Origin of the sequence: Rhodococcus sp. NPDC056743 (assembly GCF_042790355.1) — a bacterium.
Classification (GTDB): Bacteria; Actinomycetota; Actinomycetes; order Mycobacteriales; family Mycobacteriaceae; genus Rhodococcus_F.
Genome location: NZ_JBHTZI010000003.1, coordinates 267594 through 290099 on the forward strand (window position 1 = coordinate 267594; position 22506 = coordinate 290099).

Consider the following 22506-nt stretch of genomic DNA (forward strand, 5'->3'; position numbering starts at 1 on the left):
TTATATGCAGGACGATAGTCCTGTTTTGCCGCATTTGTGATCCTCTCTCGTATCTCTGTGTGGTAACGCCGCGGCGGATTGTCACGATGAGATCTCAAGTGGGCAATTTGTCAGCTTTCGGCATTTGCTCCTTTCTGGGCTCGGCTTGTCAACTAGTTCGTTTGTGCACGTGTGTCACGACTACTTCGTTCAAGGGAGATCCGTGTGGAAGATAGCCCCTATCGAGGAAGCATGTCCGACACTTTCCCGCTATCCCCGTCGCAGCTGTCCTTACTTGTCGCGCAACAGTTGAGGCCCGAAATTCCGGTCACCATTGCGCAGTACGTCGACGTGGACGGAGCGTTGGACATTGAAGTGCTGACTGCGGCGAGCAAGCAAACGGGGCGGGAGATCGGATCCGGATACCTTCGGTTGGTCGAGGTGGACGGCACACCGCGGCAACGGCTCGACGTGGACATGGATGACCACCTGGATGTGGTGGACTTGCGCGGCGAGCCGGATCCTGAAGCAGCAGCCCAGGATTGGATGCACCGCGAGCACACCACCCCGATGGATCCCTTTGTCGATCGTCTGGTGCGGATGGCCGTTCTCCTGCTTCACGACAACCGTTGCTACTGGTACAGCCGGATCCACCACGTCGCTCTCGACGGCTTCGGGGCGATGTCGATGATGAATCGCACCGCGGAGATCTACACCGCATCTGTTCGGAGCGAACCGGCTCCTGACCAGGAAGCGGCGTCGCTCCCAGGTCTGGTCAAGTCCGAGTCCGATTATCTAGGTTCGGCGCGATGGGACCGTGATCGTGAGTACTGGAACACGAAGATGGCTGATCAACCAGCCGGGACGTCACTCGCATCCACGACGGCCCCGGCGCAGTCGTGGGCCAGGATTCGATCGGCGACTGTGCCTGTGGGGCTGCGAAACACACTTGCAACCGTCGCGGACGCTCATGACGTGACAACCGCGTCCGTCGTGATCGGAGCCTTGGCGGCGTACCTGGCTCGCGCGATCGGCACCCGTGACGTGGTCCTGAGTTTGCCTGTGTCCGGACGGACGACAAAGGCCGCCAGGCGGTCGGGCGGAATGATGTCGAACGTTGTGCCGCTTCGGGCAACGATCGACCCGAACTTGTGCGTCAGGGACGTGCTCCGCGAGGTGAAACTCGAGCTCACCGGCGCATTGCGGCATCAGAAGTATCGGCACGAGGATCTGCGACGAGATCTCAACGCGGGTAGTAAAGCTATTGCCGACGGCCGTGGATTTCACGGACCACTGATCAATCTGATGTTGTTCCATTCCGGTATTACTCTCGGCGCTGCCGCCGGTGAACTCAGGGTGATCTCGACGGGGCCGGTGGAAGATTTGTCGGTCAACGTCTATCAGCCGTCCACAACCGGCGACATTCAGATCGACTTTGCGGCTAACCCGGATCTCTATACCGACGAGACGATCACAACCCACCATCGTGGATTCCTCGATTTCCTCGCATTGTTCTGCGCTGCTGGTCCAGACACAAGGTTGTCGGATATCGATTTTCAAGGGGCGCGGAGCTGGGTCGACAATGTCCGGCATTCGCGCAACATCGAATACTGGGCGCGGAAACTCTCGACCCCGGCAGAAGAACTGGGATTGCCGGTCTCGGCGGACGGAGTGCGCTCTCAGGCGCCTGTCGTCATCGAATCCGATGTGTTCCGGCGTCTCGAATCGATGGCCGCTGCGATGGACACGAGCATGTTCGTGCTGCTGCAGTCCGCGATGGTGGGTCTGCTGCGGCGCCACGGTTCCGCTGAAGAAATTTCACTCGGGGTATCGGTGCGTGGATACGGTTCGCCGAGCCCCGACGATTTTGTGTCGATGTTCGCCAATCAATTGGTCCTGAGAACCGAAGTGTCGACGTCCGCGACGTTGGCAGATGTGGTCGAACTCGTGGACGGCGTCACCGTCGAAGCATTCGAACATGCGGACACCCTTCTGGCGTCGGTCACCGCGGCACTCGGTGACGGACGCACGGTGGAGACCGGGCCGTTGTTCCGGGCGATGCTCTGCTTCGACGAACCTCTCGACGCGCATCCTCGGTTTCCCGGACTGATGGTGGGCGTACCCATCGGGTCCGACATCGCTACCGATCCGGATCTTGTTGTCGCTGTGACGGTTCCGACGGGAAATCGTGGTCAGGCCGACCAGGCCATCATCGGAGTTGTGGACTGGCTCGGCCCGAAGAAGGCCGCAGCGGACCTTGCAGACCGCTTTACTCGGATCCTGACTGCGATGGTGACGTCACCTCGTTCGGCTCTGGGTGCGGTCACGTTATTGCGTGCAGAGGAGCGCGTTGCGCTTGTACCGCCGGCGCCGGCGCCGATACCGGTCCGCACCCTGACCGAAATTCTGGCCGGTCGAATCCGAGACCTGCCACATGCTGTTGCCGTGGTCGCCGGCACCGATCGGATGTCGTATCGAGTGCTGGACGAGCGATCGAACCAGCTGGCCCGCAAACTGATCCAGGAGGGCGTGCACTCCGAATCGCTTGTCGGCATCATGCTGACGAAATCGCTCGACATGATCGTCGCGGTGGTGGCCGTGTTGAAAGCCGGCGGTGCTTACCTTCCGCTCGATCGTGCGCACCCGGCCGACCGTGTGAGCTTTGTGATCGACGACGCGAAGCCGGTGTGCATCATCTCCGACTCCGAGATACCGGGTGCGGTGGTGGTCGGCGTCGAATCCGCCGAATTCTCCGCAGATGCTCTGGGCGAGCTCGCAGGCTTGCACAGTGCCGACAACCTGGCGTACGTCATCTACACCTCGGGTTCGACGGGGCGGCCGAAGGGCGTTCCCGTAACGCACGCGGCGGTGATGCGGCTATTCGAGAACACCCGTCGCGATTTCGGGTTCGACCACACCGATGTATGGACGATGTTCCACTCGTTTGCCTTCGACTTCTCGGTGTGGGAATTGTGGGGAGCGCTGCTGAACGGCGGAACGCTGGTACTCGTCGACCACGACCTGTCGCGTGATCCCGATGCCTTCCGCGCCCTTGTCGCCGGCGAGGGCGTCACCGTGCTCAATCAAACACCGTCGGCGTTCTACCAGTACATCGAGGCGGATGCGCGCGCGATGTCGGAGACCGCACTTCGGTACGTGATCTTCGGCGGCGAAGCGCTGGACCTGCGTCGACTCGGGCGTTGGTATGACAACCACAGTGATTCCGGCAACCACAGTGATTCGGCACCGACTCTCGTCAACATGTACGGCATCACCGAAACGACAGTGCACGTCACTCGTCTCGAACTCGACAGTGCACACGCACGCTCCGGGGCGGGCAGCCAGATCGGTGACGCCATCGCCGGGCTTCGGGTCTACCTACTCGACGACCATCTCGCACCGGTCCCCGTAGGCGTTGCGGGGGAGATCTACGTTGCCGGCGGCCAACTTGCCCGAGGCTACCTCGGTCGCCCGGACCTGACTGCGTGCAGGTTTGTCGCCGACCCGTTCAACGCCGGTGGCGGGCGGCTGTACCGATCCGGAGACCGGGCTCACTGGGTTGAACCCGGCCGGCTCGAGTACCTCGGCCGCGGTGACGCTCAAGTCAAGATTCGCGGTTTCCGGATCGAACTCGGTGAGATCGACGCCGTAGTCCTCGCCGCTCCTGGAGTAAACGAAGCCGTGACGGTGGTGGCACCCACACCGGCCGGCGACGTCCTTGTCACGTACGTGACCACGACGGATGCCTACGACGCTGCGGCGTTGCGAGCCCATGCGGCCGGAATGCTCCCGACGTACATGGTTCCCGACGCGTTCATGATGATCGACGCAATTCCCTTGACCACCAACGGAAAACTCGATCGACGGAGTCTGCCCGCCCCGATCCTGGGTTCGCAGACGGCATTCCGGTCGCCGGTTACCGCGACCGAAATCGCTGTTGCCGCTGTACTTGCCGAAATCCTGGGCAGTGGCCCGCTCGGACTCGACGACAACTTCTTCCGTCTCGGCGGAAATTCCTTGGTTGCGACGACGGTCGTGGCCCGCGTGGCCGAGGCAACGGGTGTGCGAATTCCCCTGCGCGCGCTGTTCGATCACCCGACCGTGTCCGGAATCGCCGCGACGGTCGAACATCCAACGCAGTCGACAGATGAGGATGCCCTGCGGGTTGCCCCACGGCCGGAGACGCTACCGCTCGCGCCCGCGCAGCAGCGATTGTGGTTCCTCGGGCGTGTGGCCCCGGAGTCCGGTGCATACAACATTCCGTTTGCGATATCGCTTCGGGGCAACGTCGACACCGCTGCGCTGTCGCAGGCTCTGCTCGACGTCGTGACTCGGCACGAATCGCTGCGCACGGTGTTTCCGCAACGAGGTGACCAGGCAGTTCAGGAGGTCCTCGATCCACGAGAGAGCTTCGAGGCGCTGGAATCCATCGACGTCGAACCGAGCGTGCTCGATGCCCGGATCTTCGAATTTGCTTCGGCCGGTTTTGATCTGGTGCGCGAATCGTCGGTGCGGTTCCTGCTGATCCAGGTTTCCGGTACCGACGAAGCTGTCCTGGTGGTTGTCCTGCATCACATGGTCGCGGACGGTTGGTCGCTCGCTCCGCTGGCCGCCGACCTCACCGGCGCCTACGCAGCCAGGGTTACCGGCAAAGCTCCGATGTGGAATCCGCTTGCCGTCCAGTACGCCGATTACGCGCTGTGGCATCGTCAGCTCCTCGGTGACGCCAACGACTCGAATTCGCTTGTATCCGAACAGATTCTGTTCTGGACCGAGCAACTCGCAGGCGCGCCCGAACAACTTGATCTGCCGATCGATCGACCTCGCCCGATCGAGCCGTCGCTGCGAGGTTCGCACGTGGACTTCACAATCGAGGCGTCCACTCATCAGAAGTTGACGGCCCTCGCCGCCGGCCACGGTGCCACGCCGTTCATCGCTCTGCACGCCTGTTTTGCCCTGCTCCTGGCCAAGTACAGCGGCACGGACGACATCGTCATCGGCACGCCTGTCGCCGGTCGAGGGGACAGGTCTCTGGATCCGATCGTCGGCATGTTCGTCAATACACTCGCTCTGCGGACGGTCATCGATCGCGGCATGACGTTCCACGAGTACCTCGAGCAGGTCAGAAGCATCGACCTCGACGCTTTCGACAACGCCGACGTGCCGTTCGACGTTGTGGTGGACGCACTCGAACTCGATCGCTCGTCGTCGCACAATCCGGTGTTCCAGGTGGCAATCACCTCTCGGATCGCGACCGCTCACACCGGAGAAATTGCCGGGATCTCGATGTCGGCCAGCGCGGTCGATACCGGCCTCACCAAGTTCGATCTCGAATTGACGATCGCCGAACGGCACGAAGCTGCGAGCGAGGGGACCGCGCATCCAGACGGAATCGACGCTGCTTTCACGTATTCCACCGATCTGTTCGACTGCTCGACGATCGAAGCGATAGCCAGGAACTTCGTGACGTTGGTGGAGTCTGCGGTTCTGAACCCGACAGCGCGGGTCGGTGATCTTCCTACGCTCGGCGGCGGTGAAATTGCCGCCGTACTGCCACGACGTGGTCAGACAGGGGTGCCGGACGCGACGTTGGCGCAGATTCTGGGCGAAACGGCGGGGGCGTATCCGGACCGAATTGCCGTCGAAGACGGTGTGCGTGTGCTGACGTATCGCGAGCTCGACAGTGAATCCAATCGAATCGCTCGGTACCTCATGGACCTGGGAGTCTGCGGTGAGGTGCCGGTAGCGCTGGCAGTAGCGCGGTCGGTCGACTCGGTTCTTGCGGTGTGGGCAGTTGCCAAATCCGGCGGAGTCTTTGTTCCCGTCGACCCGCGGTACCCGGAAGATCGCGTCGCACACATGCTCGCGGACTCCGAAGCACGGATCGGTATCAGATCAGTCGAAGCTGCCGTAGGGGGCAGCATTGGCGCGTGGATCGACTTCCGTGACCCGGACACTGCGGCGGAGGTCGCGGCGTACCCGGACTCGCCGATCGTCCGGGACGCGCAATCCACACCGATTACACCGGCGTCAGCGGCCTACATCATCTATACGTCCGGATCGACCGGTGTGCCGAAGGGCACTGTCGTCACGCACTCGGGGCTGGCAAATCTTGCGCGTGAACAGCAGGATCGATATCGGATCACCGAGAATTCACGGAGTCTGCATTTTGCGTCACCGAGTTTCGACGGTGCGGTACTCGAACTTCTGCTCGCGGGTTCCACGGGCGCGACAATGGTGATCGCGCCGGCCGATATCTACGGTGGCGACGCGCTCGGGAAGTTCCTTCGAACCAGTTCGGTGACACACGCCTTCATCACGCCCGCGGCGCTCGCGACGGTGGATCCCGCCGGTATCTCCGACCTTGAATGTGTCGTCGTCGGTGGCGACGTCTGCACACCGGAACTCGTCGAGAGTTGGGGCCGGGGACGTCGACTGCACAATGGATACGGGCCCACCGAAACCACAGTCATGGTGGCGATCAGCGACCCGATCGAACCCGGCGAGTCGATCACCATCGGCGGACCGATACGCGGTATCGACGTTGTTGTCCTGGACTCGCGGCTGCAACCGGTGCCGGTCGGCGGTGTGGGCGAGCTGTACATCGGTGGACCGGGGCTGGCTCGCGGCTATCACCGTCGTGCCGGTCTTACGTCGGATCGTTTTGTCGCACATCCCTATTCGGCACCCGGCTCACGGATGTACCGAACCGGCGACCTCGTTCGCTGGACCAAGGACTTCACACTTCGCTACGTGGGGCGCAGCGATCATCAACTCAAGATCCGCGGATTCCGCATCGAACTCGGCGAGATCGACGCTGCCCTGATGGAGTCACCGTTCGTGCGGTTCGCGACGACAATCGCCGTCGAATCGTCGGTGGGGACCGCTCTGGCGTCGTACGTGCTGTTCAGCGGCGAGAACCGCGACAGCGAAGCTCTGTTCGGGTTGCTCGGGGAAACCCTGCCGCGCTACATGATGCCGTCGTCGATTACCGCAATCGATGCCATCCCACTGACTCCGGTCGGAAAGCTGGACCGTCGGGCGCTACCCGCGCCGGTTGCGCGTGAAAGCCTTGGTGCCGGGCGCGCTCCGGAGTCAGGTCTCGAACAGGTAGTGGCGGACGTGTTCGCCTCGCTCCTGGATGTGAGCGCAGTGCGGGCGAGCGACAGTTTCTTCGATCTCGGGGGTAACTCGCTGATCGCAACGCAGGTCACCGCACGATTGACCGCGGCGACGGGCATCGCGGTAGACGTGCGTTCGATCTTCGAGAACCCCACCGTCGAGGGTCTTGCATTGCGACTGAAGTCGTGGACACAGGCGGTGGACGATCGCCCGACGCTCACTGCCGGTGTCCGCCCCGATCGCGTGCCGCTCTCGGCCGCGCAACAGCGACTGTGGTTCGTCAACCGGTTCGATCCGACGTCCTCCGCGTACAACATTCCGTTCTCGATTCGGATCACCGGAAATGTCTCGGTCGACGCGCTCGAAGCGGCCTTGGCCGACGTCATGGCACGTCACGAAGCACTTCGAACCATCTATGTCGACGACGCCGACGGGCCCAGTCAGATTGTTCGCGCGTTGGCCGACATGAATTTTGCAGTGGAACGGCCCACCGAGGACGTCAACATCGCGACGGACCAGTTCACCGGGCGAGGGTTCGACCTGAGTTCGGACCTACCGCTGCGGGCGCTGCTGCTACGCGAAGGCCCGGACGTGCATCGCCTGGTGGTAGTTATCCACCACATTGCCTTCGACGGTTGGTCGTTGACACCGTTCGCCGCGGATCTCATTGCTGCCTATTCGGCTCGGGCAGTGGGCGACTCACCGACATTTATGCCGTTGGAGGTGCAGTACGCCGATTACGCACTGTGGCAGCACAGGGTTCTCGGCGATGCACACGATCCCGAAAGCCTGCTTTCTCGTGAGCTGCAATTCTGGACAGCAACAATGGCCGGCGCGCCGGACGAAGTGCTACTGCCCCGGGACCGTCCACGAGGATCCGAGTCCACCACCTCGGTCGGTTCCGTCCCCGTTCTCCTCGACGCCGAAACCGGCAGGCGCATCGGAGCAATTGCCCGCGAGAGCGGAACAACGCAGTTCATGGTCCTGCACGCGATTCTTGCCGTTGTTCTTGCTCGTCTCGGTGCTACCGACGACGTGGTGATCGGAACACCGGTCGCCGGCCGTGGGCGCCCCGAACTCGACGCGCTGATCGGGATGTTCGTCAATTCGGTGCCGCTGCGCACGGCGGTTGATCACCGAGCACCGTTCGCCGACCTCCTCGACACCGTGCGCGAGAGCGATCTCGCCGCATTCGAACACGCCGATCTGCCCTTCGATGTGCTGGTGGACGCCCTTGATCTCGATCGGTCGACTCCGCGTCACCCGGTGTTCCAGATCATGCTGTCCTACCACCAGAATCTTGTGTCTCCGCAGGTGAATGTGCACGGAGTCCATCTGCATGCGCAGCCCCTCGAACCTGAGACAGCGAAATTCGATCTCGAACTGACGCTCGTGGCGGGCGATTCCGACAACCCGGAGATCACCGGTTCCCTTCGTTTCGCGCGCGCCTTGTTCGACGAGGACACCGCGGCCCGGATCGCCGCACGGTTCGACTCGGTGGCGCGAGCTGTGATCGCAGATCCGCAGATCACGATTTCCGACATCGCACTGCTCACCGAAGACGAGCACGCGTCGCTGATGCCGGTTCGCGGACCGGCCTGGGTCGGATCGCGAACCCTGGCGGACATGATCACGCAGACGGCAATCGAGTCCGGACAGTCGATTGCGCTCCGATCCGGAAAACTCACCGTGCGCTATCGCGAACTCTATTCCCGTGCCTGCGCCGTGGCGCATCGGCTGGCGACGGAGGGAATCGGCGCCGAAGACATTGTGGCGATTGCGATTCCGCGATCCGTCGACTCGATAGTGTCACTGTGGGGCGTGGCATTGACCGGTGCAGCCTTTGTACCCGTCGATCCGCGATATCCGGCTGATCGAATCCTGCACATGCTCATCGATTCCGGGGCGTCACGCGGATTGACGACGCAGTCCGTGCTCGAGGCGCTACCACGGTCTGTGCCCTGGTTGACGATGGACGAAGCGGCCTTCGAACCGCGCGATCACGTGGTTCCGGCAGCGCCGATCCGCACCGACAACCTCGCGTACATCATCTACACGTCGGGTTCGACGGGTAAACCCAAGGGCGTCAGCGTCACTCATCGTGGACTGAGCGCCTTGGCCGCAGAACAATCGCAGCGATACGGCATCTCCGCCTCGTCGCGGACGCTTCATTTTTCGTCACCGAGCTTCGACGCTTCCATCCTCGAATTACTGCTCGCCGTCGATACCGGCGCGACCATGGTGATTGCTTCACCGGATGTGTACGGCGGTCAGGATCTGGCTGATCTCATTGTCGATGAAGGCGTCACGCACGCCTTCATCACACCGGCCGCGCTTGCATCGGTCGATCCCACCGGACTAGACGTACTCCAATCGATCGTGGTCGGCGGCGAAGCGTGCCCGGCCGAACTGGTGCAGCGATGGGCGCCGGGACGCCGATTGTTCAACGGTTACGGACCCACCGAAACCACGGTCATGGTGTGCATCAGCGACGCGTTGACCGTGGGGGAACCGGTCAGCATCGGGGGACCGGTTCGTGGAGTGTCCGCTGTTGTTCTCGACGGATCCGGAAACCCGGTACCTGTCGGTGTGACGGGGGAGCTCTACATCGCCGGTCTCGGGCTGGCCCGCGGATACCTCGATCAGCCTGCGCTGACCGCATCACGTTTTGTGGCGGCACCCTTCGGCCCCAGCGGAACTCGGATGTACCGGACCGGTGATCTGGTGCGATGGACTGCCGGCGGAACCATCGACTACGTCGGACGGTCCGATCATCAGGTGAAAGTTCGTGGGTTCCGCATCGAACTCGGTGAAATCGATTCGGTTCTGAGCAGCCACCCCGGCGTCGAATTTGCCGTCACCGTCGGAGTGGACGGCCCGGCAGGCGAGACGATGTTGGCGTCGTACGTGGTGCTGGCAACGGAAACAGTTGCAGTAGAAGAACTTCTGAGCCACGCCCGGCGATCCCTGCCGGCGTTCATGGTGCCATCGGCGATCACTCCGATCGGACACGTCCCGCTCACCCCCGTCGGAAAGCTGGACCGCGCTGCACTACCAGAGCCGGTACTGGGCATGATCGAGCGAACGGTGGCGCCCCTGGTCACGGCCACCGAACTGATGGTCGCCGATGCATTCGGAGAACTACTCGGTACCGAGGACATCGGCGCCCTGGACAATTTCTTCGAACTGGGCGGCAATTCACTTCTCGCGACCAGACTGGTTGCGCGCCTGGGTGAGTCACTGGGTCGCCAGGTTCCGGTCCGCATGCTGTTCGAACATCCAGACATTCGAGACCTTGCAGGCACGCTGGATTCAACGGCGCCGGTTCGGGCGCTGCCGCGGATCGCCGTCGGCGAGCGCCCCGAGCGAATTCCCCTGTCGTACGCGCAGGCACGCATCTGGTTCCTCAACCACCTCGATCCGGCCTCGCCTGCCTACAACATTCCGGCGGCAGTTTCACTGGGCGGCAGCCTCGACGTGCCTGCTCTCGAAGCTGCAGTACTCGACGTGATCGAGCGTCACGAGATCTTGCGAACGGTTTTTCCCGACTCCGACTCGGGGCCGCATCAAGTGGTGCAGCGCAACGTCACCGCCGTGGAATTCGAGACCGCGGGCGACCCCGGGTGGATGTCGACCGCCCGCGAATTTGCCTCTCGCGGCTTCGACGTCACCTCCGAAGCACCCATCCGCGCACTACTGATGGAGACGGCACCGGATCGCCATACTCTGGTCATTGTCGTGCACCACATTGCGGCGGACGGATGGTCCATCGCCCCCTTGATGAAGGACGTGCTCACCGCCTATGTGGCGCGATGCTCCGGACACGCTCCACACTTCACACCCCTCGACGTGCACTACGCAGACTTCGCGCTGTGGCAACGCCAGGCCCTGGGAACTGTGGACGAGCCGGAAAGTGTGCTCGGCGGACAGGCGTCGTACTGGCGTGAAACCTTGCTCGGGGCACCCGAGTTGATCGATCTTCCCGCCGATCGGCCGCGCCCGCTCACCCAAACGCTGGCCGGCGCCCACGTCGGCCTCACTCTGCCGGCGCACATTCGCGCCGCCGTGGAAGTTCTGGCCACCTCGAACGCGGCCACGCCGTTCATGGTGTTGCACGCGGCCTACGCCGCACTGCTGTCTCGCCTGAGTCGCAGCAGCGACATCGTGATCGGCTCACCCGTCGCCGGTCGTGGCCACCGCGTTCTCGACGATCTGGTCGGAATGTTCGTCAATACGATTGGCCTGCGCACGATTGTCGATCCCGCAGCGACATTCGCAGACGTACTGCGCACCGTTCGCGCCGTTGACCTGGACGCGTTTGCGCACACAGACATTCCGTTCGAGCAGGTTGTGGAGGTCGTTGCCCCGACGCGTACTACCGACCGCCATCCGCTGTTCCAGACGATGTTCTCGTTCCACGCCGCGCATCAGGTGGCGTGGGAACTACCCGGACTGAACGTGCGGGTAGAGGAGATCACGCCAGACGTCGCGAAGTTCGATCTGCAATTTACGGTTGTGGAACAGACGGAAGACGAAGGCGGCGGCTACACCGCGTCGCTGACGTATGCAACAGATCTGTTCGACGCCGACACCGCTGCGTCGTTCGCGACAATGCTGGAGACGCTCGTCGCCGCGGCGGTTGTCGATCCGACCGTTGCGGTCGGCGATGTGCCACTCGCCGGATCGAACGAGTCTCGTGCTGTGCGCGGTGCCACGGCCACCGGCGCCATGACGCTGCCGCAACTTCTTGTCCGCGCCGCGTCCGACCCGTCGGCACTGGCATTGATCGACGCGGCGGGGACACACTCGCTGACCTACGGCGAACTGGATCGCCGCTCTGACGCTTTGTGCCGCGTGTTGGTACAGAACGGCGCCGCCCCGGAAACAATTGTCGCGATAGCACTTCCGCGCTCCGTCGACTACGTGATCGCAGTGTGGGCCGTTGCCAAGTCGGGCGCGGCGTTCCTGCCCGTCGACCCCGCGTACCCGGCCGAACGCATCGAACACATGCTTGCGGACAGCGGCGCGGTTCTGGGCGTGACAGACGGTGACTATCTCGCCGGCCTTCCGGATACCGTGCGATGGCTGACACTCTCGTCCCTCGACCTCACCGATGACAGTGCAGACGTCCGTTCGGTGCCGCTCGAACTCGATCAGCCGGCTTACCTGATCTACACATCCGGTTCGACGGGAAAGCCGAAGGGTGTGTTGGTCACCCATGCGGGACTGGCGGCTTTTGCGGAGGAACAGCGCGAGCGATTCGCCGTCACAGCTGATTCCCGCACCCTGAGTTTTGCGTCTCCCAGCTTCGACGCGTCTGTTCTCGAATTGCTTCTTGCCGTCGGCGCCGGCGCAACCATGGTGATTGCATCACCGACGGTCTACGGCGGTTCCGAACTGCGGGATGTACTGCAGCGCTGTGCGGTCACTCATGCCTTTGTTACCCCCGCAGCCTTGGCGACGGTTGATCCCGGCGGGCTCGATCAGCTCGATGTTGTGATCGTGGGAGGCGACACCTGCTCAGCCGATCTGGTATCCCGGTGGGCTCCACGGCGACGGATGTTCAATGCCTACGGTCCGACCGAGGCCACCGTCGCGGTCACTATCAGCGACGCGTTGACCGTAGGGGATTCGGTATCGATCGGCGGCCCCATTCGAGGCGTCGATGCGCGGGTTCTCGATTCCCGCCTGCACGCGGTGCCCGGGCGACTCGTCGGTGAGTTGTACGTCAGCGGAGCCGGACTCGCGCGCGGGTATCTCGGCAATCCCGCGTTGACCGCAACACGGTTTGTCGCGGACCCGCACGGCCAGGCCGGTACGCGGATGTACCGCACCGGCGATCTTGTCCGTAGCGACCGCACAGGTTCACTGAACTACCTCGGACGGGCAGACCATCAGATCAAGGTGCGGGGATTCCGCATCGAACTGGGGGAAATCGACGCTGTCGTGGCATCGGAGCCTTCGGTCCGCGCTGCCGTGACGGCCGTCGTGGGAACAGGCAGCGATTCCAGGATCGTGTCGTACGTCGTCCCCATCTCCGGCGGAAGTATTGATGCGGCGGTGCTGCGCCGTCATGCCGCCCGCTTGCTGCCGACGCACATGGTGCCGTCCGCCTTCGTGACAATCGAGTCGATCCCGACATCGCCGGCAGGCAAGGTCGATCGCTCCGCGCTCCCGGCCCCGACGTGGGACGACAACGGCGGGCGCAGGCCGGAAGGGGCCGACGAGATTGCTGTCTGCGCGGCGTTCGCCGAGGTACTCGATCTCGACGTGGTCCATGCCGATTCGAACTTCTTCGATCTCGGCGGAAATTCGCTGATGGCAACACGTCTGGTCGCGGCGATCGAAGCGAAGACCGGCAGCACAGTTCCCGTCGGGTGGTTGTTCTCGGATCCGACGCCGGAGGCTCTGGCACGCAAGGCTTCCAGCGCAGGCGCGTCCGAATCGGATAAAACAGCGTTGTCGGTTCTACTGCCGATCCGAACGCCAGGGGAAGCCGAACCGCTGTTCTGCGTCCATCCGGCGATCGGCTTGGCCTGGTGCTACAGCGGGTTGGCGCAGTACGTCGATCCGGCCCGGCCGCTGTACGGTCTGCAGTCGCCAGTCCTCACGGACCCGGAATTCCGGGCAGAGTTGATCGAGGATTTTGCGGCGCACTACGTCGCGGAGATCCGCCGAGTTCAGCCGCACGGTCCCTATCACGTACTCGGATGGTCGATCGGGGGACTGATCGCGCACGCAGTTGCGGTGCAACTGCAGGCAATGGGGGAGAACGTTGCCGAACTGATTCTGCTGGACAGTTTTGTCCTCGAGGATCCGACAATGGACGGCGCGCAACCCACCCTCGCAGAATTGGTGGCGGGGCTGGGGATAGCGGTCCCTGATGCTGGGGAGTTGACGCCGGCAGCCGCAGAAGTGCTCATTCGTCAGAATATCGGCGATCATCCGTTGGCCTCCAGCGAGACGATCGCGCGACTGTACGACGAGTACTGCGCCGGGGCTCATCTTGCGCATCACTATCGGCCCGGCAGATTTGTCGGTGATCTGCTGTTCTTCTCGGCGCAGACGGACACCTTCGACCCGCTGCGCACTGCGTCGGCGTGGCGACCGTTCGTATCCGGAGCAATCATGGACCGTCCGGTGCCGACCTCGCACGCGGACATGTTCACGGACGTCGGACTGGCGGCGATCGGGCCTGCGTTGACACTGGCCATCGCATCGGACGGTGATCGAGGCCCCGACGTCGACGCTGAACTGGATGCCTTGATCGACGAACAGGACATCAGGCGGTAAGGGCTCAGGCGCGCTTACGGGTTTTCGACGCGTTGGATTTTGCCTCGTCGACGCTTCGCTGCAGTGCCGCCACAAGATCGACGACGTCGGCGTCCTCGCCGCCCTGTTCCACCTCGGCTGCGGGGATGACCTTCTTTCCGCCGCTTTCGATCATGTTGTCGAGCAGTTCGCGAAGTTGCAGTTGGTAGTCGTCGGTGAACTCCGTCGGATCGAAATCGCCCGCCATGCTGTCCACCAGTGTCTGGGCCATTTTGAGTTCCTTCGGCTTCGGCTTGTCCGCACCGTCGAGGGAAGGGAACTCGGCCGCGCGGACCTCGTCCGGCCACAGGAGCGTCTGAATCACCAGGACACCGTCGCGGGCGCGCAACGCTGCCAGACGCGTTTTCTGCCGGAGCGTGAAGTGGACGAGCGCGGTGCGATCACTCTCCGTCAGCACCGTGGAGAGTAGGACGTACGCTTTCGGTGACGCGGAATCCGGCTCGAGGAAGTAACTCTTCTCGAAAAGGATGGGGTCGATCTGATCGTTCGCCACAAATTCGAGCACCGGAATTTCATGCTTTTCGGCGGCCGGCAGTTTTGTGAAATCCTCGTCGGTCAAAACGACACGCGTACCGTCTTCCGCGTCGTATGCCTTGTCGATATCGGCAAATTGCACGGTGTTTCCGCATTCGGAGCACACGCGGTTGTACTTGATCCGACCACCGTCCTTGGCATGGACCTGGTGAAACTTGATGTCGTGATCTTCTGTTGCGGAGTACACCTTGACCGGAACATTGACCAGACCGAACGCTATCGAGCCTTTCCAAATCGATCGCATGGTTCCCATGATGGTCGCTGCAACGCAATTGCGCGAGAGAAAACGATGGGCTCGATGTCGGATCGTTGTGCGCGATCGCCGCACCGGCGGGTCACGACGAGGCGATACGCAACACCAATGCCGCAACGGCGAGGAGTCCGAGCATCGCGGGAGGCACGATGTTCTGGTCGCCGGAACGCAGGTGAGCGGCTACGGCGCCGATGAAATACAGGATCAGTCCAACGGCAGCGGCAATTCCGATTGCAGGCACCACGAGCCCGACCAGCAAGCCGACGATGCCGACCAACTTGATCACGCCGAGCCCGGGAATCCATTCTTCGGGAACGCCCAAACCGGTCAGGGTGTCGACCAGCTTTTCTTCGCGAGTGATGTCGAGATAGGCAGATCCGGCGAGAGTGGCCGTCAGGATGACAGCGACGACGACATAGATGATGAACAAGGAAACTCCGATGTTGTGGCAGGCGACAGACAATTCTCGGACGAGAGTCATTGAACGCTATCAATGACAGTCATTTCGATCTCGAGGCCGAAAATGGCGCTCCCATCAATGTTCGTCTGACCCGCCACGGTGAAGCGGCGAACAATGACGTCATGACCTTCGCCGTCGCGGTCGCATCGCGGCGGTCGGACAGATAGGCCCGTTGGTGATCGACGGGCAGCGCAAAGAACGTCGCAAAGAACGTCTCGACATCACTGGGCTCGAGAGCGAGAAGCGCGTTCAGTCCTACCCGCCGTAGCGCCGCGACGCGTCGTGCCGAGCGTGGCCAGAGTGCGCGCTGAGGGTCGTCGCCGCGGGCAATCGCCAACGCGACAACATCCGCTTCGTTCAAAGCCGTGGCGACGCTGTACCCGGTACCGGGATGCATCAGTCCGCCGCGCGCCCCGAACCGGAAAGTGTCACCGCTTCGACCCGGTGGCGATTCCACAGCGAATCGGACACGTTCGACAAGTGAGTCTTCCGGAACGGTGACACCTCGGTTGCGGAGCCGAATGTGCAGCCGGCGTTTCAGCTCGCCGAGCGGCAGCGGTGGCCGACCCACAAGGCACGTCTCCTCGAGAAGCATCCGGTTGTCGTCGAGAGGAACGGCATAGAGGAACGACGGGCTCGCGTCTTCGGCCGTTCCGTTGTCGCGTCGCCAATCCATGAACCAGGCCGCATTGCCGTCGAGTGCGGGTTCCGCGGCGGCGTGATCGAGCACAATTCCGAAGGCCGTTTGCTGCGCCGTTCGCGGAGTGAGCGTCGTGCCGCGGGCATCGACTACCACCTCTGCGCGGACACGAGTACCGTCGGCGCACTTGACCGTGTCGGCGGTCAGATGATCGCTCTTTGTTGCTATGACCTGGGTAGATCCGGTCGACAGTATTGATTGCAGTATTGGTGTATTCAATACGCAATAGGTGCGATCAAGGGTTGTCTGTCGTTCCGCCCACGCCGACGGGTGGTGGATGCTGCTGGAAATTGCGGCGTCAGGAAGCCAGGTCGGAAGCTCATCGCGCCACGCCGCATACGTAGCCGTCCACACACGTGCGGGGTGCGGATCGACCAGAATGACCGACAGATTGCGGGCGACGCATCGCGTCGCCAGTGCCCGCCCGGCCGGTCCGCCGCCCACGATGGCGACGTCTGCGGTGTGCGATCGGGTTGTCATCCCCCGAGGATTCCATCTGGATCGCAGATGTCCCACTGTTAGCGGATTCACACGCCGCTGGTCGGAGACGGCCTCAGCTCACGGTAAAATTGGAAGTTCTTGTGTCTGCCGTCAGACCACGTTTGCCCGTAGTTGTCTTTAGTTCTGAGGAGTTCTGCTTGATTACCGCCACTGACCTCGAAGTTCGTGCCGGTGTCCGCACCCTTCTCACGGCGCCCGGTCCGTCCTTGCGAATTCAGCCCGGTGATCGCATCGGTTTGGTCGGTCGTAACGGTGCCGGCAAGACCACCACACTGCGTCTGCTCGCCGGCGAAGGTGAGCCGTACGCGGGCAAGGTAGTGCGTACCGGCGACCTCGGCTACCTGCCCCAGGACCCCAAAGAGGGCGACCTGAGCGTGCTCGCCAAGGATCGCGTCCTGTCCGCTCGCGGCCTCGACACGATGCTCCGCGACATGGAGAAGCAGCAGATTCTGATGGGCGAGGTTCTCGACCAGGAATCACAGGACAAAGCAGTCAAGAAGTACGGCCAGCTCGAAGATCGCTTCTCCGCCCTGGGCGGCTACGAAGCCGAGAGTGAAGCTGCGCGCATCACCAGCAGCCTCGGTCTCGAAGATCGCATCCTCGGCCAGCCGCTCAGCACGCTGTCCGGTGGTCAGCGTCGACGCGTCGAATTGGCTCGAATTCTCTTTGCCGCTTCCGACGGCAGCGGTGCGCGTTCGGATACAACCCTGCTCCTCGACGAGCCCACCAACCACCTCGACGCCGACTCCATCACGTGGCTACGCGGATTCCTCCAGAATCACGAGGGTGGCCTCGTGGTCATCAGTCACGATGTTGACCTGCTCAACGACGTCGTCAACCGTGTCTGGTTCCTCGACGCTGTGCGCAGTGAAGCCGACATCTACAACATGAACTGGAAGAAGTACCTCGACGCCCGGGCTACGGACGAGCAGCGTCGACGCCGCGAGCGCGCCAACGCCGAGAAGAAGGCCGGCGCTCTGCGCATCCAGGCCGCCAAGATGGGCGCAAAGGCGACCAAGGCTGTTGCCGCTCAGAACATGGCAAAGCGCGCAGACAAGTTGATGGCCAACCTCGACGCCGAGCGTGTTTCCGACAAGGTAGCGAAGATCCGTTTCCCCGAGCCCGCGGCGTGTGGCAAGACGCCGCTCATGGGTAAGAACCTCACCAAGGTGTACGGCTCGCTCGAGATCTTCACCGGTGTCGACCTTGCGATCGACCGCGGATCTCGCGTTGTCATCCTCGGCCTCAACGGTGCCGGCAAGACGACCCTGCTGCGCATTCTTGCTAACGCCGAGAAAGCCGATGCCGGTGAGCTGATCGCGGGTCACGGACTCAAGATCGGTTACTTCGCGCAGGAGCACGACACTCTCGACGACAACGATTCGGTGTGGGAGAACATCCGCCACGCGGCTCCGGATACGGGGGAGCAGGAACTGCGTTCGCTCCTCGGTGCCTTCATGTTCACGGGCCCGCAGCTCGAGCAGCCGGCCGGCACGCTCTCCGGTGGTGAGAAGACACGTCTGGCACTGGCCGGCCTCGTGTCGTCCGCAGCCAACGTCCTGCTGCTCGACGAGCCCACCAACAACCTCGACCCGATCTCCCGCGAGCAGGTCCTGGACGCGCTCCGCAGTTACACCGGCGCTGTTGTCCTGGTGACTCACGACCCGGGCGCGGCTGAGGCTCTCAACCCCGAGCGTGTCATCCTTCTGCCCGACGGCAACGAGGATCACTGGTCGCAGGAATACCTCGAACTGATTCAGTTGGCCTAAATTGCTGTGCGCCTTTGTTAACCGCCCGCGGTTAACAAAGGCGCACAGCAATCAGTCCCGTCGACGCACAGATTCCTCGACCAGATCGAGGACGGCCGACAGATTGTTGCCGGCATGGCCCGACGCTATTCGGGCAACCAGGCCGTCCATCACCAGATCGAGATAGCCGATCAGCACGTCGGTGGGAACGTCGTCGCGCAAACGTCCGGCTGATTTCTGGAAGGCCAGACGTGCACTGGTGGCCTCGGTGAGTTCAGCTGACCGCTGTGACCATTTGGCCCGGAAATCCGGATCGGTCCGCAGTCGCCGCGCAATTTCCAAGCGCGTGCCCAGCCAATCGAACTGGTCGGGCTGGGCAAGCATGTCGCGCATCACCTGCACAAGGCCTTCTTCGGCGACGACGTCGGCCATGCGGCTTGCGTCCTCGCTCGCCAACGCGAGGAACAGTCCGTCCTTGTCCTTGAAGTGATGGAAGATCGCGCCTCGGGACAACCCGGTGACTTCTTCCAGTCTTCTGACTGTGGCGCCGTCGTAGCCGTATTCCGCAAAGCAGCGGCGGGCACCGTCAAGGATCTGACTGCGCCGTGCCGCGAGATGGTCTTCACTGACCTTGGGCACGTTCTTGTCCTCGTCTCGCGCATCTCGACGGTGCCGACTCTGTGTCGGAGTTGGCACCACCAGTGAACCGATACCAAACGCACACGGCGGACTCAGCAAGGTCGCTGAGTCCGCCGTGCGGAAAAGGCAGGCTGGCGAACTAGCCTCGGATCATGTTGCGGAGCACGTACTGCAGGATGCCACCGTTGCGGTAGTAGTCCGCTTCACCGGGGGTATCGATGCGTACGACTGCGTCGAACACGACCTTCTCGCCGTTCTCGCGCGTTGCCGTGACCTTCATGGTCTTCGGGGTGACGCCCTCGTTCAGCTTCTCGACGCCTTCGATGTCGAAGGTCTCGGTGCCGTCGAGCTTGAGCGAACCTGCGGACTCGCCGACCGGGAACTGCAGCGGGACAACGCCCATGCCGATGAGGTTGGAGCGGTGAATACGCTCGAACGACTCGGTGATGACGGCCTTGACGCCGAGCAGGCTCGTGCCCTTGGCGGCCCAGTCACGCGAGGATCCGGAGCCGTACTCCTTGCCGCCCAGGACGACCAGCGGAATGCCGGCTGCCTGGTAGTTCTGCGACGCGTCGTAGATGAATGCCTGCGGTGCGCCTTCCTGCGTGAAGTCGCGGGTGTATCCACCCGAGACGTCGTCGAGGAGCTGGTTGCGCAGACGGATGTTCGCGAACGTTCCGCGAATCATGACCTCGTGGTTACCGCGACGCGATCCGAGCGAGTTGTAATCCGCACGCTCGACGCCATGAGAGTCGAGGTACTGCGCGGCGGGAGTGCCGACCTTGATCGGACCTGCCGGGCTGATGTGGTCGGTGGTGACCGAGTCGCCGAGCAGCGCGAGGACGCGGGCGCCCTTGATGTCCTTGACCGGAGCCGGGTCCATCGTCATGCCGTCGAAGTAGGGTGGCTTCCGCACGTAGGTGGAGTTCTCGTCCCAATCGAAGGTGTCACCCTTCGGGGTTTCGAGGTTCTGCCAGCGGCTGTCGCCCGCGAAGATGGTCGCGTAGGACTTGCGGAACATGTCCTGGTCGATCGAAGACTTGATCGTCTCTTCGATCTCCTGCGTGGAGGGCCAGATGTCCTTGAGGTAGACGGGGTTTCCGTCGGTGTCGTTACCGAGCGAATCCGTCTCGAAGTCGAAGTCCATGGTTCCGGCGAGGCCGTAGGCGATAACCAGCGGCGGGGAAGCCAAGTAGTTCATCTTGACGTCGGGGGAGATGCGACCCTCGAAGTTACGGTTACCCGAGAGCACCGCGGTGACCGAGAGGTCGTTGTCGTTGATCGCCTTGGAGACTGCCTCGGGCAGCGGTCCGGTGTTACCGATGCACGTGGTGCAGCCGTAGCCACCGAGGTAGTAGCCGAGCTTCTCGAGGTACGGCCACAGGCCGGCCTTCTCGTAGTAGTCGGTGACGACCTGCGAACCGGGAGCCATGTTGGTCTTGACCCACGGCTTGGTGGCAAGGCCCTTTTCGACGGCGTTGCGTGCGAGCAGTGCAGCACCGAGCATGACCGACGGGTTGGACGTGTTGGTGCACGACGTGATGCCGGCAACGACGACGGCGCCGTGGTCGAGAACGAACTCACCGGCGTCGGACTTGACGACGACGGGCTTGCTCGGACGGCCCTGTGCACCGTTGGCTGCCGAGAGAACGTCGACCGCTCCGTCATCGGCGAACGAGAGCACCGCGGGATCGGAAGCGGGGAAGGACTCTTCGACGGCCTCGTCGAGCTGGGTGTGCTCGGTGGGCTGGTTGTCTTCCACGTAGTTGTGGATGTCCTTGCGGAACGCAGGCTTGGAGTCCGACAACAGGATTCGGTCCTGCGGGCGCTTCGGGCCGGCGATCGAAGGAACGACGGTTCCCAGATCGAGCTCGATGTACTCCGAGAAGACAGGCTCCTGGTCGGGGTTGTGCCACAGACCCTGTTCCTTGGCGTACGACTCGACGAGAGCGAGCTGCTCGTCGCTGCGGCCCGTGAGGCGCAGGTACTCGATGGTTTCGGCGTCGATCGGGAAGATCGCTGCGGTGGAACCGAATTCGGGGCTCATGTTGCCCAGCGTGGCGCGGTTCGCGAGCGGAACCTCGGCGACACCGTTGCCGTAGAACTCGACGAACTTGCCGACGACGCCGTGCTTGCGGAGCATCTCGGTGGCGGTGAGCACGACGTCGGTTGCGGTGACGCCGGGCTTGATCTCGCCGGAGAGCTTGAAGCCGACAACACGGGGGATCAGCATGGAGACGGGCTGGCCGAGCATTGCTGCCTCGGCCTCGATGCCGCCGACGCCCCAGCCGAGCACGCCGAGGCCGTTGACCATCGTGGTGTGCGAGTCGGTGCCGACGCAGGTGTCGGGGTATGCCTGTCCGTTACGGGACATGACCGTCGGTGCCAGGTACTCGATGTTGACCTGGTGGACGATGCCCATTCCCGGGGGGACGACCTTGAAGTCGTCGAATGCGCCCTGGCCCCAACGGAGGAACTGGTAACGCTCGCCGTTGCGCTCGTATTCGAGGTCGACGTTGCGCTCGAGTGCGTCGGCCTGGCCGAAGACGTCGAGGATGACCGAGTGGTCGATGACCATGTCGGCGGGGGAGAGCGGGTTGACCTTGTTGGGGTCGCCACCGAGGGTGGTGACAGCCTCACGCATGGTGGCGAGGTCGACGATGCAAGGAACGCCGGTGAAGTCCTGCATGATCACGCGGGCAGGCGTGAACTGGATTTCGATGCTCGGCTCAGCTGAGGGATCCCAGCTTGCAATTGCGCGGATGTGATCCGCGGTGATGTTGGCACCATCTTCGGTGCGGAGAAGGTTCTCGGCGAGAACCTTCAAGGAATACGGCAATTTCTCGGTGCCGGGGACGGCCGAGAGGCGGAAGATCTCGTAAGAGTTCTCACCGACCTCGAGGGTTCCCTTGGCTCCGAACGAATCAATACTGGTGCTCACGTCTGCTCCACTCGTCTATGAGGGTCGCCACCGACGGGGCTGTGTCGGCAGCTGAAGCGAGGTACATACAACTCGGCGTATCCAGTGACAGCTCACGCCAATCGCACAGTTCACGTGAGAACTGTCCGAACATCGGAGCTGAAGTGGACTCGGCCGAGGCGAGGTACCTCTCGGTCTGAAGTCTAACAGTACGCTTGTCCTGTGAGACTTCGGGGCAACTTGACCGAACCAATCTTCACGCAGTCTCAGGACCTGCGCAACGCAGGGTGGACTGGGTGAGCTGACCCACAACGGATT

7 protein-coding genes are annotated in these 22506 nt (G+C 62.8%); 2 read left to right on the plus strand and 5 right to left on the minus strand.

From position 1 onward, the window contains the following. Positions 1-231 precede the first annotated feature (231 nt). Positions 232-14394 carry an amino acid adenylation domain-containing protein gene (locus ACFRFQ_RS08725; protein ID WP_378655718.1) on the plus strand — a complete coding sequence of 4721 codons (14163 nt, stop codon included), beginning with the start codon at positions 232-234 and terminating at the stop codon, positions 14392-14394. A gap of 4 nt (positions 14395-14398) precedes the next feature. Here the strand turns inward: ACFRFQ_RS08725 and ACFRFQ_RS08730 are convergent, their stop codons facing one another. The 3 genes from ACFRFQ_RS08730 to ACFRFQ_RS08740 all read right to left on the minus strand — a co-directional run bounded on the left by ACFRFQ_RS08730 (position 14399) and on the right by ACFRFQ_RS08740 (position 16860). Next, positions 14399-15220 carry a Ku protein gene (locus ACFRFQ_RS08730; protein WP_378655720.1) on the minus strand — a complete coding sequence of 274 codons (822 nt, stop codon included), beginning with the start codon at positions 15218-15220 and terminating at the stop codon, positions 14399-14401. 82 nt (positions 15221-15302) lie between these two features. Further along, positions 15303-15701: a DoxX family protein gene (locus ACFRFQ_RS08735; RefSeq protein ID WP_378655723.1), complete on the minus strand. Its 399-nt coding sequence runs from the start codon at positions 15699-15701 to the stop codon at positions 15303-15305. Positions 15702-15720: 19 nt separating this feature from the next. Then, the gene (locus ACFRFQ_RS08740) at positions 15721-16860 is read right to left on the minus strand and encodes a lycopene cyclase family protein (protein WP_378655725.1); all 1140 of its coding nucleotides are present in this window, start codon (positions 16858-16860) and stop codon (positions 15721-15723) included. Between the two features lie 158 nt (positions 16861-17018). On the opposite strand from ACFRFQ_RS08740, the gene ACFRFQ_RS08745 reads away from it, so the two are divergent. Next, entirely contained in the window at positions 17019-18650 is a 1632-nt protein-coding gene (locus ACFRFQ_RS08745) for an ABC-F family ATP-binding cassette domain-containing protein (RefSeq protein WP_138868543.1), read from the plus strand. Positions 18651-18701: 51 nt separating this feature from the next. Here the strand turns inward: ACFRFQ_RS08745 and ACFRFQ_RS08750 are convergent, their stop codons facing one another. Continuing rightward, positions 18702-19268, minus strand: coding sequence for a TetR/AcrR family transcriptional regulator (locus tag ACFRFQ_RS08750; RefSeq protein ID WP_378655728.1), 567 nt, complete (start codon positions 19266-19268; stop codon positions 18702-18704). Positions 19269-19407: 139 nt separating this feature from the next. After that, positions 19408-22209, minus strand: a complete 2802-nt coding sequence (acnA, locus tag ACFRFQ_RS08755; RefSeq protein WP_378655731.1) for an aconitate hydratase AcnA — start codon at positions 22207-22209, stop codon at positions 19408-19410. Between the last annotated feature and the right edge of the window lie 297 nt (positions 22210-22506).

Bases quoted from the DNA above. Each gene is read 5' to 3' on its own strand.
- ACFRFQ_RS08725 (WP_378655718.1), top strand. From the start codon at position 232: ATGTCCGACACTTTCCCGCTATCCCCGTCGCAGCTGTCCTTACTTGTC.
- ACFRFQ_RS08730 (WP_378655720.1), bottom strand. From the start codon at position 15,220: ATGGGAACCATGCGATCGATTTGGAAAGGCTCGATAGCGTTCGGTCTG.
- ACFRFQ_RS08735 (WP_378655723.1), bottom strand. From the start codon at position 15,701: ATGACTCTCGTCCGAGAATTGTCTGTCGCCTGCCACAACATCGGAGTT.
- ACFRFQ_RS08740 (WP_378655725.1), bottom strand. From the start codon at position 16,860: ATGACAACCCGATCGCACACCGCAGACGTCGCCATCGTGGGCGGCGGA.